General features: G+C 66.2%; 17 protein-coding genes. 3 read left to right on the top strand and 14 right to left on the bottom strand.

What is annotated here, in order from left to right:
- Positions 1 to 525 precede the first annotated feature (525 nt).
- From purH to AC3G2C_RS19425, 13 genes are all read right to left on the bottom strand, one after another.
- Entirely contained in the window at positions 526 to 2,136 is a 1,611-nt protein-coding gene (gene purH / locus AC3G2C_RS19485; RefSeq protein ID WP_488386284.1) for a bifunctional phosphoribosylaminoimidazolecarboxamide formyltransferase/IMP cyclohydrolase, read from the bottom strand.
- A gap of 184 nt (positions 2,137 to 2,320) precedes the next feature.
- Positions 2,321 to 2,773, bottom strand: coding sequence for a GNAT family N-acetyltransferase (locus tag AC3G2C_RS19480; protein ID WP_488386283.1), 453 nt, complete (start codon positions 2,771 to 2,773; stop codon positions 2,321 to 2,323).
- A 59-nt stretch (positions 2,774 to 2,832) separates the two neighbouring features.
- Positions 2,833 to 3,120, bottom strand: a complete 288-nt coding sequence (locus AC3G2C_RS19475) for a helix-turn-helix domain-containing protein (RefSeq protein ID WP_488386282.1) — start codon at positions 3,118 to 3,120, stop codon at positions 2,833 to 2,835.
- A 298-nt stretch (positions 3,121 to 3,418) separates the two neighbouring features.
- Entirely contained in the window at positions 3,419 to 4,252 is an 834-nt protein-coding gene (locus AC3G2C_RS19470) for a zinc-ribbon and DUF3426 domain-containing protein (protein ID WP_488386281.1), read from the bottom strand.
- A gap of 102 nt (positions 4,253 to 4,354) precedes the next feature.
- Positions 4,355 to 5,251: a 50S ribosomal protein L11 methyltransferase gene (prmA, locus tag AC3G2C_RS19465; RefSeq protein WP_488386280.1), complete on the bottom strand. Its 897-nt coding sequence runs from the start codon at positions 5,249 to 5,251 to the stop codon at positions 4,355 to 4,357.
- 51 nt (positions 5,252 to 5,302) lie between these two features.
- Positions 5,303 to 5,668, bottom strand: coding sequence for a DUF7716 domain-containing protein (locus tag AC3G2C_RS19460; protein ID WP_488386279.1), 366 nt, complete (start codon positions 5,666 to 5,668; stop codon positions 5,303 to 5,305).
- Between the two features lie 45 nt (positions 5,669 to 5,713).
- Positions 5,714 to 7,081, bottom strand: coding sequence for an acetyl-CoA carboxylase biotin carboxylase subunit (gene accC, locus AC3G2C_RS19455; RefSeq protein ID WP_488386288.1), 1,368 nt, complete (start codon positions 7,079 to 7,081; stop codon positions 5,714 to 5,716).
- A gap of 21 nt (positions 7,082 to 7,102) precedes the next feature.
- Positions 7,103 to 7,561 (bottom strand): acetyl-CoA carboxylase biotin carboxyl carrier protein, encoded by a 459-nt coding sequence (gene accB / locus AC3G2C_RS19450; protein ID WP_488386278.1) that lies wholly within the window; start codon positions 7,559 to 7,561, stop codon positions 7,103 to 7,105.
- Positions 7,562 to 7,634: 73 nt separating this feature from the next.
- Positions 7,635 to 8,084, bottom strand: a complete 450-nt coding sequence (gene aroQ / locus AC3G2C_RS19445; protein WP_488386277.1) for a type II 3-dehydroquinate dehydratase — start codon at positions 8,082 to 8,084, stop codon at positions 7,635 to 7,637.
- 150 nt (positions 8,085 to 8,234) lie between these two features.
- Positions 8,235 to 8,777, bottom strand: coding sequence for a TlpA family protein disulfide reductase (locus AC3G2C_RS19440; protein WP_488386276.1), 543 nt, complete (start codon positions 8,775 to 8,777; stop codon positions 8,235 to 8,237).
- On the bottom strand, positions 8,777 to 10,984 hold the full coding sequence (locus AC3G2C_RS19435; protein WP_488386275.1) for a protein-disulfide reductase DsbD family protein: 2,208 nt from the start codon (positions 10,982 to 10,984) through the stop codon (positions 8,777 to 8,779). The genes AC3G2C_RS19440 and AC3G2C_RS19435 overlap by 1 nt, the downstream gene beginning before the upstream one ends.
- A gap of 97 nt (positions 10,985 to 11,081) precedes the next feature.
- Positions 11,082 to 11,987, bottom strand: a complete 906-nt coding sequence (locus AC3G2C_RS19430) for a DMT family transporter (RefSeq protein ID WP_488386274.1) — start codon at positions 11,985 to 11,987, stop codon at positions 11,082 to 11,084.
- Between the two features lie 67 nt (positions 11,988 to 12,054).
- Positions 12,055 to 12,753, bottom strand: coding sequence for a glutathione binding-like protein (locus AC3G2C_RS19425; RefSeq protein WP_488386273.1), 699 nt, complete (start codon positions 12,751 to 12,753; stop codon positions 12,055 to 12,057).
- A gap of 110 nt (positions 12,754 to 12,863) precedes the next feature.
- Between AC3G2C_RS19425 and pdxR the strand changes: the two genes are divergently transcribed.
- Positions 12,864 to 14,309 carry a MocR-like pyridoxine biosynthesis transcription factor PdxR gene (gene pdxR, locus AC3G2C_RS19420; RefSeq protein WP_488386272.1) on the top strand — a complete coding sequence of 482 codons (1,446 nt, stop codon included), beginning with the start codon at positions 12,864 to 12,866 and terminating at the stop codon, positions 14,307 to 14,309.
- A 176-nt stretch (positions 14,310 to 14,485) separates the two neighbouring features.
- Here pdxR and cutA read toward each other — a convergent pair whose 3' ends face one another.
- On the bottom strand, positions 14,486 to 14,800 hold the full coding sequence (cutA, locus tag AC3G2C_RS19415; RefSeq protein WP_488386271.1) for a divalent-cation tolerance protein CutA: 315 nt from the start codon (positions 14,798 to 14,800) through the stop codon (positions 14,486 to 14,488).
- 242 nt (positions 14,801 to 15,042) lie between these two features.
- On the opposite strand from cutA, the gene groES reads away from it, so the two are divergent.
- Complete coding sequence (groES, locus tag AC3G2C_RS19410) at positions 15,043 to 15,336, top strand: co-chaperone GroES (protein WP_488386270.1); 294 nt, start codon at positions 15,043 to 15,045, stop codon at positions 15,334 to 15,336.
- A gap of 98 nt (positions 15,337 to 15,434) precedes the next feature.
- Positions 15,435 to 17,078 carry a chaperonin GroEL gene (gene groL, locus AC3G2C_RS19405; protein WP_488386269.1) on the top strand — a complete coding sequence of 548 codons (1,644 nt, stop codon included), beginning with the start codon at positions 15,435 to 15,437 and terminating at the stop codon, positions 17,076 to 17,078.
- Positions 17,079 to 17,331: the final 253 nt, after the last annotated feature.

Genomic DNA, 17,331 nt, shown 5'->3' with positions numbered 1-17,331 from the left:
CATGATGGCGCCTCGCTCTTCGGCGCTCAGATGACTGTAGTGCTGACCCATGCATCACCTCCATTGGGGTGTTGCACTTGATGTTAGAGACCGCCTTACTTTTCTTTGGGCCAACAAAGAAAAGTGACTCGAGCGCCGGCAGGCGATCGAAACGCCCGCAGCGTAAGCGGCCAGATCGCCGTACTACAGCAACCGAAGGCCATCAGGTGATCAGCCCTTTCGCTACCGAAGACCTCTCCAGCCACCGCCAGAACCACGGCCTAGCAGAGCGGAAGCGCGACTAAGTTCCGCATGGGTGTCGGCAGACGATCGAAACGCCCGCCGCGTAGGCGGCAAGATCACCGCACCACAGCACCCGAAGGCCACCGAGTGACCAGCCCTTTCGCTACCGAAGGCCTCCCCAGCCTTCGCTGAAACGACGGCCTAACAGAGCGGAGGCGTGACTAAGCTCCGCATGCCCCGCATTCATCCCATCCGGGCGGGAGCCACAACCCTCTCCCCAAAGGAGAGAGGGCGTCAACGCGATCAGTGGCGGAAATGGCGAATGCCCGTGAACACCATGGCGATATCGTGCTCATCCGCCGCTGCGATCACCTCTGCATCGCGCATCGAGCCGCCCGGCTGAATTACCGCGCGAATGCCCGCCGCCGCCGCTGCATCGATACCGTCGCGGAACGGGAAGAACGCGTCCGAGGCCATCACCGAACCGGCCACTTCCAGCTTCTCGTCCGCGGCCTTGATGCCCGCGATCTTGGCGCTGTACACGCGGCTCATCTGGCCGGCGCCCACACCGATGGTCTGGCGGTTCTTGGCGTATACGATGGCGTTGCTCTTGACGTACTTGGCCACCTTCCAGGCGAAGATCAGGTCGTCAACCTCGGCGGGCGTCGGCGCGCGCTTGGTGACGATCTTGAGGTCTTCGGCCTTGACCATGGCGCGGTCGGCGGTCTGGATCAGCAGGCCCGAACCCACGCGGCGCACGTCGTTGCCGGGGTGCGGGGCGCTGAGGTCGCCGTTGGCCGGTGCGGGAATCTCCAGCACGCGCACGTTGGCCTTCTTGGCGAAGACCTTCAGCGCTTCGTCTTCGTAACCCGGTGCCAGCACCACTTCCACGAACTGGCGCTCGACGATGGCGCGTGCGGTCGCCGCATCCACCACGCGGTTGAAGGCGATGATGCCGCCGAAGGCCGAGGTGGGGTCGGTCTGGTAGGCCAGGTCATAGGCGCGACCGATGCCATCCAGGCTCACTGCCACGCCGCAGGGGTTGGCGTGTTTGACGATCACGCAGGCGGGCTTGGTGAAGCTGCGTACGCATTCCCACGCGGCATCGGAGTCGGCGATGTTGTTGAACGAGAGTTCCTTGCCCTGCAACTGGCGGAACGTGGCGAGCGTGCCGGGCGAGGGATACAGGTCGCGGTAGAACGCAGCCTGCTGATGCGGGTTCTCGCCATAGCGCAAGTCCATCAGCTTGACGAAGCGGCCGTTGGCCTGCGCCGGGAAGGCGTCGTGGCCGGCAATGGCGTCGAGCGAGTCGTTGAGCTTGAGTGCGGAGAGATAATCGCTGATCGCGCCGTCGTAGTTGGACACGCGGTTGAACGCGGCCACGGCCAGCTTGAAGCGGGTGGCGCGAGTGAGGCCGCCGTGGGCTTCGATTTCCGCCAGTGCTTCTTCGTACTGGTCCGGCGAGGTGAGCACGCCCACATCGTTCCAGTTCTTGGCCGCGGAGCGCAGCATGGCCGGGCCGCCAATGTCGATGTTCTCGATGGCGTCTTCCAGCGTGCAGTCGGCCTTGGCCACGGTCTGCTCGAACGGGTACAGGTTCAGCACCAGCAGGTCGATCGCGCCGATACCCAGCTCCGCCATCACGGCGTCGTCGATGCCGCGACGGCCGAGCAGGCCACCGTGCACCTTCGGGTGCAGCGTCTTCACGCGACCGTCCATGATCTCGGGGAAGCCGGTGACGTCGCTGACGTCCTTCACCGGAATACCTGCATCGCGCAGCGCCTTGGCGGTGCCGCCGGTGGAGAGCAGCTCCACGCCCTTGGCGGACAGGCGACGGGCTAGGTCGAGCAGACCGTGTTTGTCGGAGACGCTGAGCAGGGCACGGCGGATCGGTGCCAGGGAAACGGCGGACATGGTGCGGGTTCCTGGGGGGGAAAGATCTCGATTATAACCCCAGCTCTACGTCATCACTCGGTGGTGTACGGACGTGCACGCCCTCGTTCTTCCTTGATCTGCGCGCAAACCGCTCCCGGCGCGGGTCACGCGGAGATTGTGAACTGGCTCTTAGGTCCGCGCGTTTGGCCTTCCGAAGGGCCTGTTAGCGGCGCAGCACGAGGTGCAGCAACGGGAAAGGGCGCCCACTGGCGTCCAGCTCGGAGCGGCCCATGCGCACGAAACCGTAGCGTTCGTAAAAACGCGTGGCCTGCGGGTTCTGCTCGTTCACGTCGACGGTCCAGGAGGGGCCTTGAGTGGCTTCGGCGATCACCGCATTCAGCAGTTGGCGGCCCAGTCCTTGGCCGTGCAGGGCGGGATTCACGAACAGCGCTTCCACATGGTGCGCGTGGGTGGCGATAAAGCCCTCCACCTGGCCGGCGCGCTCGATCACGCGCACATTTAGCCGTCCAAATATCTGCGGTAGGAACGAGCGGAAGAAGGCGATGTCGTCTTCGGCGAGAAAATCATGCGTGGCACGAACGGCTGCTTCCCAGATGACCGTGACGCGCGGCTCGTCGGCCGGGCAGGCAGTGCGGATGCTGGTGGGAAGCGTCATGAAACGACGATCTTGTCGCGCTGGCGCTCAAGGCGCGGCAATGCCGCGCCGAGCGAAGATCAGAGCAGGCCGTGCGCGGCCAGCTTTTTGCGCAGCGTGGCGCGGTTGATGCCGAGCACCGCGGCGGCGCGGCTCTGGTTGCCGTCGTGCCAGGCCAGCACCTCGCGCAGGAGGGGGCCTTCGACTTCGCGGATCACGAGCGCGTGCAGGCCCTCGTCACACTCCGTATCGCCGATGTCGGCGAGGTAACGGCGGACGGTGCGACTGACGCATTCGCTCAACACGCTCTGCGACGAAGCTTCCGAAGGGGCTTCGTTGGCAGACAGTCTGACGGCATTCACGGGCATTTCCCCTCACGTTCTAGCGCAGCGACTACGTGGGTCGCTGCCTTTGTTTATGGCAATACCGCGGGCGGCGGCTCGCATGGAACGCCGGGTGCAGCACAAAGACGAAGGGGGGAGTTTACCCTCGCGGGCGGACAATTTTAAGTCCCTGGCGTGTGAACAAGGGCCGCCTGGTCGGGCTCTGTGAAATGCCGTATGGACAAACCATGCTGGACATGGCACGCCTCATGCCTGTCCGCGGCGGTGGCCAGTTACCCAGGCGACCATCGCGAGGAACGGCAAGCTGCAACCAATTGGACGGCTATTCGAAACCGAATTCGAAGGCTACGGCTTTGCCGTCGGGATCTTCCACTTCCAGCATGAGTGCGGCACTGCCGCCCGGAGCGATGCCTTGTTGCAGCACGGCGGTATCGCCAAGGTATTCGCTGGGGCGAAGCCGGCGCATGGCGAGGCGTTTGCCATTGGCGTCGGAAAGCGTGATCGATACCACCGGATACGGTTGGGCGAACGCGGCGTCATTGCGCAGGCTCGCGGTGATCAGCAGGGCGCCTGGCACAGAGGGATGCGACTGTACGTCGCGGGCGACCAGGCTTAGGTGCGAGGTGTCCTGCACCAATGGCAGGCGGCAGCCGAGGCTGCTACACAACGAGCGCAGCAAGGGGCCGGTGGTGGCATCGCTGATCAGCGCATCGCGCTTGGCCCAGGCGATCTGCGCGCCCAGGGCCAGCAAAAGCAGCAAGGTAGCCACGATCCACGGCCAGCGACGACTGCGCGGCCCGGGCTGGCGGGCGAACCGCGGAGTAACGACCAGGTTGCTGAAATCCTCCCGCGCGGGAGTCTGCTCGGCCTGGGTGCTTTCGTCAGTGGCTGCTGGCGGCGCTTCGGCCGGCGGTTGCGGGCGGTACACCGCCAGGTCGAGTCGCGGTGGCGGCTCGGGCATACGCGGGGCGAGGTACTCGAACGGTTCGGGCGGCAACTGATCCACCAGGGTGGCCAGGGCGTCGAACTCGGTGCCGCAATGCCCGCACACCACCTGGCCGCGCGCCAGCGCAAGCGTATCCGTGTTCAGCGAGAACACGGTCAGGCAGTCAGGGCATTGGGCGTACATAGGTATCGCTGGAGTGAGCTGGGTCAAGCCTAGTGCAGCGGGGGCTGCAAAGCACGCGCGTGGGTTGGAGCATGTTCACGCCAGCCGCGTGACACGTGAACACGCTCGCAAAGTTGGGCGTGGGAACGCTCAGCGGCGACGGCCGCTGATGCGTACCCAGTCTTCGAGCATGTCTACGCGCAAGTCGTCGAACCATTCGGCGTAGCGTGCGAGCAGTTCGTCTTCCTGGCCATGCAGGATGCCGGAGATGGCGAACGGCGCGCCGGGCTTGGCCGCGGCGGCGAAGGTGGGCGCGAGTTCACCGAGCGGCCCCGCGAGGATGTTGGCGACGAACACGTCGGCAGGCGACGCATCCAGGTCCTCCGGCAGGAACAAGGCGAGGCGCTCGGCTACGTCATTGCGCTCGGCGTTGTCGGCCGAGGCGGTGAGCGCCTGCGGATCGTTGTCCACGCCCACCGCACTGGCGGCGCCGAGCTTGAGTGCGGCGATGGCGAGGATGCCCGAGCCGCAGCCGAAGTCGATCACGCGCTTGCCGGCGAGGTCCAGGCTGTCCAGCCAGGCCAGGCACAGCGCGGTGGTGGGGTGGGTGCCGCTGCCGAAGGCGAGGCCAGGGTCCAGGCGCACCACCACGACGTCTTCATCGGCGGGCGGCTCGATGTTCCATGGGTAGATCCACAAGCGGCGCCCGAAGGACATCGGCTTGAACTGGTCCATCCAGGCGCGTTCCCAATCCTCGTCGGCCACATCGCGGAACTGCATGTGGTCGGGCTCCAGCCAGGGCAGCAGGTCGCCCAGGGCTTCGCTCAGGCCGCGACGGTCGGTGTCGGCGTCGAACAGCGCATGGAGGGTGATGGTGGGCCACAGCGGCAGTTCGCCCACGCCCGGCTCGAAGATGGCTTGCTCGTCGGGCGTTTCCGCGTCGGCGTCCTGCATGGTGATGGAGAGCGCGCCTACCTCGTCCAGCGCTTCTTCCACGCGGGGTTGCTGTTCGGAACGGATGGTGAGCGAGAGTTCGAGCCAGGGCATGGGGTGTTCCTGCGGATCAGGCCGCTATTGTCGCCGATCTGGCAGCGACGGCTAGGGCTCGACGCTGGGCAGGCCCAGAAAGGCGTCGTGGCGGCGGTAGTAATCGAGTGCGCGCGCATAGTCGGCCACGCTGGAGTCGGCATCGCGCCGGCGCTGGGCGAACAGCACTTCGGCGAAATCGGACGCTTCGAGAAAATGCTGCATGTCGTGCTGCGCGGCGAACGGCGGCAGGGCGTGGCCGTGATCCTGGATCAGCGCATCGTCTTCATCGGCGACGTGCGAGAGATAGAGCCGGCATTGCGGCGAGGTGATGCTGCCGCTGATGTACACCCAGGCGTAGCGATCCCAGCCATCGCCTTCATCGAAGGCGTCGCGGATGGCGTCGATCGCCTCGGGCAGGGTGAGCAGTGTTTCCATAAAACGATCACGAGGCGGGCCGCAGGCGCGGCCCGCCTCGATGAATCAGCCGCCGGTGGCGGCCTTTTCCTTCTGCTCGGCCATGCGCTTTTCCAGGTAGTGGATGTTCTGTCCACCATGCTGGAAGCCCACGTCGGCCATGATGCGCTGCTGCAACGGGATGTTGCACTTCACGCCTTCGATCACCGTCTCGGCCAGCGCCAGGCGCATGCGCGCGATGGCGGTTTCGCGATCGGGGCCGTGCACGATCAGCTTGCCGATCATCGAGTCGTAGTTCGGCGGGATGCGGTAGCCATCGTACAGGTGGGTGTCCACGCGCACGCCCGGGCCGCCCGGTGCCTCGAAACGCTTCACCGTGCCCGGCGAAGGCAGGAAGTTGTCCGGGTCTTCCGCATTGATGCGGCACTCGATGGCGTGGCCGTGGATCTTGATGTCTTCCTGGCGGATCGACAGCTTTTCGCCGCCGGCGATCAGCAACTGCTCGCGCACCAGGTCGATGCCGGTGATGAGCTCCGTCACCGGGTGTTCCACCTGGATGCGGGTGTTCATCTCGATGAAGTAGAAGCGGCCGTCTTCGTAGAGGAACTCGAAGGTGCCGGCACCGCGGTAGCCGATGCGCAGGCAGGCTTCCACGCACACCTTGCCGATCTGCTCGCGCAGTTCCGGCGTGATGCCCGGCGCGGGGGCTTCTTCCACCACCTTCTGGTGGCGACGCTGCATGGAGCAGTCGCGCTCGCCCAGGTGGATGGCGTTGCCCTGGCCGTCGGCCAGCACCTGGATCTCCACGTGACGCGGATTTTCCAGGAACTTCTCCATGTACACCTGATCGTTGCCGAAGGCCGCCTTGGCCTCCTGCTTGGTCATGGTGATGGCATTGCCCAGGTGAGCCTCGGTGCGCACCACGCGCATGCCGCGACCGCCGCCGCCGCCGGCGGCCTTGATGATCACCGGATAACCGATGTCACGCGCGATGCGGATGTTCTCCTCGACGTTGTCGCCGAGCGGACCGCCCGAGCCGGGCACGCACGGCACGCCGGCGGCCTTCATGGCGCGAATGGCTTCCACCTTGTCGCCCATCAGGCGGATCACGTCCGCGGTGGGGCCGATGAAGATGAAGCCCGACTGCTCCACCTGTTCGGCGAAGTCGGCGCGCTCGGAGAGGAAGCCGTAACCCGGGTGAATGGCCTGGGCGTCGGTGATTTCCGCCGCGGCGATGATGCGCGGGATGTTGAGGTAGCTGTCGACCGACGGCGCGGGGCCGATGCAGATCGACTCGTCGGCCAGGCCGACGTGCTTGAGGTTGCGGTCGGCGGTGGAGTGCACCGCCACGGTTTTGATGCCAAGGCTGTGGCAGGCGCGCAGCACGCGCAGCGCGATCTCACCACGGTTGGCAATGACGACTTTTTCGAGCATCGGCATGATGGGTCAGCCCGCTCAGGCGATCACGAACATCGGCTGGTCGAACTCCACCGGCTGGCCGTTCTCGAGCAGGATGGCCTGCACGGTGCCGGCGACGTCGGCCTCGATCTGGTTGAACATCTTCATCGCTTCGATGATGCCCAGCGTTTCGCCAGCCTTGACCTGCTGGCCGACCTTCACGAACGCCGGGGCGCCCGGGCTGGAGGAAGCATAGAAGGTGCCGACCATCGGTGCCTTGACGACGTGGCCCGCCGGCAGGCTCGGGGTGGCCGGCGCGGCTTCAGCGGCAGCCACGGGAGCGGCCACCGATGCCACCGGGGCAGCGGCGACGGCTACCGGTGCGGGGGCTACGGTCACACTGCCCTTGGGCACGCGCGACAAGCGGACGACTTCCTCGCCTTCCTTGATCTCAAGTTCCGCGAGGTTGGATTCCTCAAGCAGGTCAATGAGCTTCTTGATCTTGCGCAGGTCCATCGTTCAAACCTTTTCGTTGGGGCTGCCAAGGCAGCCGGAATGGGAATACGTGGCGGTTGCCGGTGAGGCAGGCCTAGGCGCCGGAGCGCTCCAGTCGTTGCGTGGCGGCATCCAATGCCAGCCGGTAGCTGTCCGCGCCGAAGCCGCAGATCACGCCCACGGCGATGTCCGAGAGATAAGAGTGCTGGCGGAACCGTTCGCGCGCATGCACGTTGGAAAGGTGCAGTTCCACGAACGGAATCGCCACGCCGGCCAGCGCGTCGCGCAGGGCGATGCTGGTGTGGGTGAAGGCGCCGGGGTTGATCAGGATGAAGGCCGTGCCATCCAAGCGAGCCTGGTGCACGCGGTCGATCAGGGCATGCTCGGCATTGGACTGGAAGGCTTCCAGCACGTGGCCGGCAGCCTGCGCCTGGGCGAGCAGGGCGGCGTCGATATCGGCGAGCGTGGTGCGGCCGTAGACTTCCGGCTCGCGTACGCCCAGCAGATTGAGATTGGGTCCATGCAGGACCAGGATCTTGGCCACGCCTTTACCTTGGATTGTGCCGGCAGGCCCGGCGTCCGGCGCGGAGTGTGCGCGCCCTGGCCGTTGTTGTCCAGTTCGCCGCAGTTCGGCGATGTTTGAAGGAGAAGTTAACGCTTCTCCGTGCGGCGACGTATGGCGCCGCAAACCGCATCAGGGCGCGGCTGGCGCCAGCCAGGCCTGCAGGGTGGCCGCATCCAGCGCGCCGCGTCGCGTATTCAATACGCGACCGTTCGGATCCAATAGCACGCTGTACGGCAGCACTTCGCCGACGTTCCCTAATCGCAGCGAAGTGCTGGGGCTGTCCAGGCGTCCCAGCAGGATGGGGTAGTTCACCGGGTGCTGCGCCAGAAAGGCGCGTACGCGCTCCGCATCGTCCATGGCGATGCCGATGACGATGGCTCCGTTTTCGCCGGCGTTCGCCTGCGCCTGGGCCAGCGCCGGCATTTCCTTCAGGCAGGGGCCGCACCAGGTGGCCCAGAAGTTGAGCAGCACGCGGTGGCCGCGATACTCCGAGAGCCGATGTTCCCGCCCGTCCAGTCCGGCCAGGGCCAGATCCGGCGCGATATCGCCCGCCTGCGCCGGATGCACGCCCGGCGGTACCCGCTCGCGAAGGCTGGCGTGCTGCAGCCAGCCGCCGACGCCCGCGACCAGCACGGCCAAGCCAAGAATCACCCAATTGCTGCGGCTGAGCATCACGGGTTCCCGGCGACCGAGCTGCCGGCCGCCTGGGTCAGGGCCTCTTCCACCAGCGAGCTGGTCAGCACGGTGGGCAACTTGCGCCCCTCGCCGCCATCGTGCGGAAACACCACATACAGCGGCACGCCCGGTGAGTGGTACTGCTGCAAGAACGCGGCGATGGTGGGGTTCACGTCGGTCCAGTCGCCCTTCATATAAACGGCGCCAGTCTTCTTGAGCAGCGCGCGGAAGGCTTCGGTATCCAGCACCGCGTGCTCATTGGCCTTGCAGGTGACGCACCAGTCGGCGGTCATGTCCACGAATACCGGCGTGCCCGCCTGGCGCAGCTCGGCCAGTTTCTCGGGCGAATAAGCCACCACGCCCTCGGCCACGGTGGCGGCCTGCGACGGGGGGGGCAGGCGCGTGAGTGCGGCCAGCGGCAGCACCGTGAGTACGGCCAGCACCAGCGCGGCCAGCTTGCTCAGCGCACCACGCGAGCGGCTGCGCTCGAACCACCACAGCGTGGCGGCCAGCAGCACGGCGGCCACCAGCACCAGGCCCACTGCATCGGCGCCGCGCTGGTGCGCCAGCACCCACACCAGCCACACGGCGGTGAGGTACATGGGGAAGGCCAGCACCTGCTTGAGGGTTTCCATCCACGCGCCGGGGCGCGGCAACAGGCGCGCCAACGCCGGCACAAAGCCGACCGCCAGGAATGGCAGGGCCAGGCCCAGGCCCAGCGCCAGGAACACCAGCAGGGCGTGCAGCATCGGTGCCGCAAACGCATAAGCCAACGCGCTGCCCATGAACGGCGCGGTGCAGGGGCTGGCCACCGCCACGGCGAGCACGCCGGTGAAGAAATCGCCGGCATGGCCCGAGCGCGATGCCAGCGACTGGCCCACATTGCCCAGCGAGGTGCCGAACTGCACCACGCCCGACATCGATAGACCCACCGCGAACATCACGCAGGCCAGCGCGCCCACCAGCAGCGGTTGCTGCAACTGTGCGCCCCAGCCGAGCGCGTGCCCGGCCGATCGCAGGCCAATGATGGCAATGCCGATCGCGGCGAAGGTGCACAACACGCCGGCCGTATAGGCCAGCGCATGGCCGCGCGCACGGGCGTGGCTTTCGCCGCTTTCCAGCAGGCCCACGGCCTTGATCGACAACACCGGCAGCACGCAGGGCATCAGGTTAAGCACCAGGCCACCGCCCAGCGCCAGCAGCAGCGCGGACAGCAGGCCGACCTGCAGCGGGCCGTTGGCGAGCTCGGCCGGCGGCATTTCCGGCGCGGGCGCCGCGCTGGTGTTCGGGGTACCGGCGCCACCCAGGGACACCTGCAGCGTGCGAGTCATCGGCGGATAGCATTGGCCGCCTTCCTGACAACCCTGAAAGCGCGCCTCCAGCGTGATGCTGGCGACCTTGGCCGCGTCGCCCTGCAGAGTGACGGGCAGTTCAACCTGATCGAAATAGACCGTGGTGTGGCCGAAGTACGCATCTTCATGGGTGACGCCCGCTGGCCATTGCGGGGTGGCGAGCGTGAGCCCGCCGGCGTCCTTCAATTGCAGCTGGGTCTGGTCGCGATACAGGTAGTAGCCCTTGGGCATGCTCCAGCGCAGCAGCAGGTGTTGGCTGTCCTGCGCCAGCGCCTCCAGGCGGAACGCCTGCTCGGCGGGGAGCGCCGCGCCATCGCTGCTGCCCTTGGCGCCGAGCTGATTGAGCGCCGCGCCCAGCGACGCGCCCTGCTCGGCAACGCCGGCTGCGGCCGGCAAGGCCAGGTCCAGTTTTTCCGTATGCGGCGGATAGCAGATCTTGGGGTCCACCTCGTGGCAGCCCTGGTACTGCACGCTCAGGGTGAGGCGGCTGGTGCCGGCGGCCAGGGTGTAGGGCACGGTGGCGTCCACGCCGTGGTGGTAGGTCTCCACGTCGCCCAGGTATTCGTCGTGATGCTTGTTGCCGTCCGGCAATTGCGCCTCGCCCAGAGACACGCCATCGCCGCCCTTGAACTTCATGCGGCCGCGGTAGAGGTAATAGTCCGGGGCGATCTCCCAGTGCAGCTTGAGCACGCCCGGTGTGGAGGCGTCCGCGCTCAGCTTGTACGCCTCGGTGACGGGCAGCAGGCCGTCGGTATCGTCCTGCGCGAAGGCCGTGCCACACAGCGCCAGCCACAGGCAAAGCAGGGTAGAGAAACGTGCGGCCAGTCGTTGGCCGTGGGAGATCAGACGCATTGCGGCTCCAGCAGGGCAGGCCCGCGCCAGGCGCGAGCGAACCGGGATTATGGCGCAGCTCGCCCGAGGGAGCCGCCCTGCCTGGGACCACAGATGCTCAAGGGTGTTCCGCGGCCGCCTGAAGGCGCGGGGCCCGCAGGCGCAACAACCCGGTGGTGAGCGCCACGCCCAGCAGGATCACCACGCAACCGCCCGCCATCGCCAAGGTCACCGGCTCGTGCAGGAACATGAGCCCCCACAGCACGCCGAACACCGGGATAAGGAACATCACCACCATGCTGCGCGAAGCGCCCACGCGGGCCATCAGGCCATAGAACAACACGTAGGCGAGCGAGGTGCACAGCGCCGCCAGGCCCAGCACCGCCAGCCATGCCGTCCATCCCGGGCTCTGCGTGGGCCACATCCACACGGTAAAGGGCAGCAGCAACACGGCGGCGGCCAATTGGCTGCCGGTGGCCACGCTGAGCGGCGTCACGCCACTGCGCAGGCGGCGGTGGCTGTAGTGGGCGCCGAAGGTGTAGCAGATGTTGGCGCCCAGGCAGGCGGCCATGGCCCAGCCGGTGGCATGCGCGCTGCCGCTGATGCCCACGGTGCCGACCACCAGCCACACCACGCCGGTGAAGCCGACCACCAGCCCACTGGCCTGCGTGGGGTTGAGCTTTTCACCCAGCAGCATCCAGCCCGACAGCGCCACCAGCAACGGTGCGATGGCGTCGGAAATGGCCGAGACACCGGCTGGCAGGCTCTTCGCCGCGAAGGAAAACAGCACGAATGGCAAGGCCGAGTTGGCGATGCCGACCATGGCGATATCGCGCCAGTGCGTGCGCATCTCGGCCAGGCGCGTCCGCGTCAGCAGGGGAATCGAGCAGATCGCCGCGCCAATGGCGCGCATGCCGGCCAGCGCCATGCCGCCAAATTGGTCCGCGCCCATGCGCATGAACAGGAACGAGGCGCCCCAGATGGCCCCCAGCAACAGCAACGCGGCAAGGTCGGATTTCTTCATGGCGGCGGCATCGAGAGAAGACGGTGAAAGCGTAGGGCGTGGCAGTGTCAGAACCTGTCAGCAGACTTCAGCGCACGGTGCTCGTGCCCTGGCCAAACAGCACCCGCCGTTCGTCCTCGGTAAGGTTCTGCTTGGGCGCATAGGCGTTCTCCACGCCGGCATAGGTGCGTTGCGTGGCCGGACGCGCCGCCATGGCGTGGAACCAGCGCTCCAGGTGCGGAAAGTCGGCCAGGTTCTGCCCGTGCGCCGCGTGCGGCACGATCCACGGATAGCAGGCGATGTCGGCGATGGAGAACTCGCCCGCGATAAAGTCGCGGCCGTCCAGTTGATGGTCGAGCACGCCGTACAGGCGGGCCGTTTCGCGGGTGTACCGCTCGATCGCGTAGGGCACCTTTTCAGGTGCATAGACATTGAAATGGCCAATCTGGCCGGCCATCGGACCCAGGCCCGCCATCTGCCAGAACAGCCACTGCAACACCTGGGCGCGGCCGTGGATCTCGGTAGGAATAAAGCGCCCCAGCTTCTCGGCCAGGTAAAGCAAAATCGCGCCGGACTCGAACATCGTCACGGGCGCACCGCCGCCGGCCGGGGCGTGGTCCACGACGGCGGGGATCTTGTTGTTGGGCGAAATCGCCAGGAAGGCCGGCTGAAACTGTTCGCCCTTGCTCAGACTCACCGCGTGGGTGGTGTAGGGCAGGCCCGCTTCCTCCAGGAACAGCTTCACCTTGAGGCCGTTGGGGGTGGCGGCAAAGTACAGGTCGATCATGGCGTGGCGTCCTGGGGATGTGTTGGAACGATTGTGCGGTGCTCACTGGTATTGAAAAAGATCCATTAACGGATAAATCTTGAGTACCAGTGACGGCGGGAGCTGATACCGTGGAACCCCTGCTGGCCTTTCCCCTGGCGCTGCCCGAGCGCGGCCGCCTGCGCGCCCTGCACACCCAGCTGCGCGCCGCCATGCAGGATGGTCGCCTGCGCGCCGGCCAGGCGCTGCCCTCCACCCGGGCGCTGGCGGCCGCCCTGGGCGTGTCGCGCAACACGGTCGTTGGGGCTTACGAACGCCTGTTGAGCGAGGGCTACCTCAGCGCCCGGCAGGGTGCCGGCTATCTTGTGGCCGACCTGTTGCCAGCCCGTCGCGCGGCGGCGATGTCATCGGCCGCGGTGGGCGATCGCCGTCTTCAGCCGCGTTGGCGCGAGGCCATCTTGCCCGTCTCGTCGCCATTGCCGCCTGTGCGATTGGATTTGCGCGTGGGCGTGCCGGATCTGGGCTGCTTTCCCTTCGAGGTGTGGCGCCGACTCTCGGCGCAGGCACTGCGCGCACTGTCACGCGCGCCCGCCGAGTACGACGCGGCCGAGGGCCGGCCGGCCCTGCGCGACGCCATCGCCGGGCATGTGTCCTATGCCCGTGCGGTGAGCTGCCGTGGCGATGATCTGGTGGTCACCAACGGTGCCCAGCAGGCATTTGATCTGCTGGCGCGCATTCTTGTCACCCCGGGGCGCACCGTGCTGGCGGTGGAAGACCCCGGCTATCCGCCGTTGCGTGCCGCCTTCGAGGCGGCCGGCGCCGTGGTGGTGCCCGTGCCGGTGGATGCGGAAGGTCTGGTGGTGGAGCGGCTGCCGGCCGACACACGCATCATTTATGTCACCCCGTCGCATCAATACCCGCTGGGCATGGCCATGTCCCCGGCGCGGCGACAGGCGTTGCTGGCCTTTGCCCGCCAGCGCGGCGCGGTGATCATCGAGGACGACTACGACGGCGAGTTTCGCTACGGCGGTCGCCCGCTCGACGCCTTGCAGACCCTGGACCGCGATGGCGTCGTGTTCTACGTGGGCACCTTCTCCAAAAGCCTGTTCCCGGCCCTGCGCCTGGGCTATGTGGTGACGCCGCCCTGGGCCATGGCCGCGCTCATGCAGGCGCGCCGCCTGAGTGATTGGCATGGCGATGTGCTGGCGCAGGACACACTGGCGCGCTTTATCGCGGAAGGACACCTCGCGCGGCATGTGCGCAAGATGCGCCGGCTCTATGCGGAACGGCGGCAAGCCTTGCTGGATGGTTTGGCTCGCCACCTTCCCAACCGCGCGCAACCGCTGGCGGGCGACGCCGGTCTGCATCTTGCCGTGGAGCTGGACCGTCGCTACGACGCCCGGCGTGTGGTGCATTCGGCGAGTGCGCTGGGCCTACGCATCGAAGCGCTGGCGGACAGCGGCAGGGCCGAGCCCGCCATCAACGGCCTCGTGCTCGGCCTGGGGCGCGTGCCGGCGGCAAGCATGGATGACGCCGTGCGCTCGCTGGCCGTCGCGTTCGACGCATCGGCAGGCTAACGAAGGTTTGATTGAGCGAAATTCTGCTCGTCATGCCCGCGCCCCCAAAAAAGAGGCGAGGGCAGGAAATACTTTTCAACAGCCCAAGAGCCGGTCATCCAGCGCCTTTAGGATCAGGTCCTTACAGGCGATGGATCCCAGCCTTCGCTGGGATGACGATCAAGGTCAGAGCACCTCTAAGCCCCCCGCACCCAGGCCAGATAAGCCTCGTGGCCCTGCGTGACCGGCACGCCAATCAGCTCCGGCAGCTCGTAGGGGTGCAGCGCCAGTACCCGGGCTTTCAGGGCCTCGAAGCGGCCGGCGGTGGTCTTGATGAGCAACAGCTCCTCATTGTCCGAGGTGACCTCGCCCTGCCAGCGGTACGTGGAGCGGATGCCGGGCAGGTGATTCACGCAGGCCGCCAAACCCTCACCCACCAGGGCCTGGGCCAGTCGCTGGGCGGTGTCGGGGTCGGGGCAGGTGCAATAGCAGAGCAGGACGGTGTCGGTCATGGGCGCCAGCCTAGCCGGAGCAGGGGCGCCCGCAAGCGTTTTTAGGTGCCGGGCGCCCTTGAAAGGCGTTGCGGGCCGCCCCATTGCTGATCTCAGCCACCGGACGGCCCCTATTGCAGGGGGAGCTTGCGTCGCTAGAATTGGCACTCATCTTCGGGGAGTGCTAACAGCGCGCCCACCCAGGCGCCGCCCCGGGGTAACCCTTTTTGTTTCATCCATCCAACCAAGCTGGAGCCCATCACATGAGCAAACTGCGTCCGCTGCACGATCGCGTCATCGTCAAGCGTCTCGAAGAAGAGCGCATTTCCGCTGGCGGCATCGTCATTCCCGATAGCGCCACCGAAAAGCCGACCCGCGGCAAGGTCATCGCTGCCGGCACCGGCCGCATCCTGGAAGACGGCAAGGTCCGCCCGATGTCCGTGAAGGAAGGCGACACCGTGCTGTTCGGCAAGTACGCCGGCCAGGAAATCAAGATCGACGGCGAAGAGCTGGTCTTCCTGAAGGAAGACGACATCGTGGCTGTCATCGAAGCCTAATTTGAGTCCGCTGGGGTTTAAGCGCGATAGACGCGCTCTGTAGAAACCCCGTCGCGAGCTTTCCCATTCTTAATCAAAATTTTTGAGGCAAAAATTTTATGGCAGCTAAAGAAGTCCGCTTCGGCGAAGACGTCCGCGCCCGCATGCTCAAGGGTGTGAACACCCTGGCCAATGCAGTCAAGGTCACCCTGGGTCCCAAGGGCCGCAACGTCGTGCTCGAGAAGAGCTTCGGCGCCCCGACCGTGACCAAGGACGGCGTGTCCGTGGCCAAGGAAATCGAACTGGCCGACAAGTACGAAAACATCGGCGCGCAGATCGTCAAGGAAGCCGCTTCCAAGACCTCCGACGTGGCCGGCGACGGCACCACCACCGCCACCGTGCTGGCTCAGGCGTTCATCCAGGAAGGCCTCAAGGCCGTTGCCGCCGGCATGAACCCGATGGACCTCAAGCGCGGTATCGACCAGGCCGTGACGGCCGCCGTGACCGAGCTGAAGAAGCTCTCCAACCCGACCGCTGACGACAAGGCCATTGCCCAGGTCGGCACGATCTCCGCCAACTCCGACTCGGCCATCGGCGAAATCATCGCCACCGCCATGAAAAAGGTCGGCAAGGAAGGCGTGATCACCGTCGAGGAAGGCTCGGGCCTCGAGAACGAACTGGACGTGGTCGAAGGCATGCAGTTCGATCGCGGCTATCTGTCGCCGTACTTCATCAACAACCAGCAGTCGCAGCAGGTTGAACTGGACGACCCGTTCATCCTCATCCACGACAAGAAGGTCTCCAACGTCCGCGAACTGCTGCCGGTGCTCGAAGCCGTCGCCAAGGCCGGCAAGCCGCTGCTGATCGTCGCCGAAGAAGTGGAAGGCGAAGCGCTGGCCACCCTCGTGGTCAACACCATCCGCGGCATCGTCAAGGTCGCCGCCGTGAAGGCGCCGGGCTTCGGTGACCGTCGCAAGGCCATCCTGGAAGACATCGCCATCCTCACCAATGGCGTGGTGATCTCCGAAGAAGTGGGCCTGGCCCTCGACAAGGCCACCATCACCGACCTGGGCCGCGCCAAGCGCGTGGTGATCACCAAGGAAAACACCACCATCATCGACGGCGCCGGCGAAGCCGAGCGCATCCAGTCGCGCATCGGCCAGATCAAGGCGCAGATCGAAGAGACCTCTTCGGACTACGACCGCGAGAAGCTGCAGGAGCGCGTGGCCAAGTTGGCTGGCGGCGTGGCCGTCATCAAGGTTGGCGCCGCCACCGAAGTGGAAATGAAGGAAAAGAAGGCCCGCGTTGAAGACGCCCTGCACGCCACCCGCGCTGCCGTGGAAGAAGGCGTGGTGCCGGGCGGCGGCGTCGCCCTGATCCGTTCGCTCAAGGCCATCGACGGCCTCAAGGGTGCCAACGCTGACCAGGACCTGGGCATCGCCATCACCCGTCGCGCCCTGGAAGCCCCGCTGCGCGCCATCGTCGCCAACGCCGGTGACGAGCCCTCCGTGATCCTCAACAAGGTCAAGGAAGGCAACGGCAACTTCGGCTACAACGCCGCCACCGGCGAGTTCGGCGACATGATTGCCTTCGGCATCCTGGACCCGACCAAGGTGACCCGTTCGGCCCTGCAGTTCGCCGCATCGGTGGCCGGCTCGATCATCACGACCGAAGCGGCCGTGACCGAAGTGCCGAAGAAGGAAGAAGCCCACTCGCACGGCCCGGCCGGCGGCATGGGCGGCATGGGTGGCATGGACTTCTAAGTCCACGCCTTCCAGGCACCGCAATACAGGAAAACCCCGCCTTGTGCGGGGTTTTCTTTTGGACGGCTGAAAGGCAACCCGGTTGATGGAGGGAGGAGGCTGGCCGGCTACGATGGATTCGCAGTACGAAGCGTTGTAGTAGCTGGATGTCATGAGGCATTCAGTGCAAAGCGCTACGCCTGGTTGAGGCGCCGACATTCGCAATGTCCGCGTTCGACCCAGGCCGTGTGAAAACGCCGGACCATCAACAACG

Source organism: Frateuria sp. sgz306004 (assembly GCF_057750885.1).
This window is presented reverse-complemented; position numbering and strand designations above follow the sequence as displayed.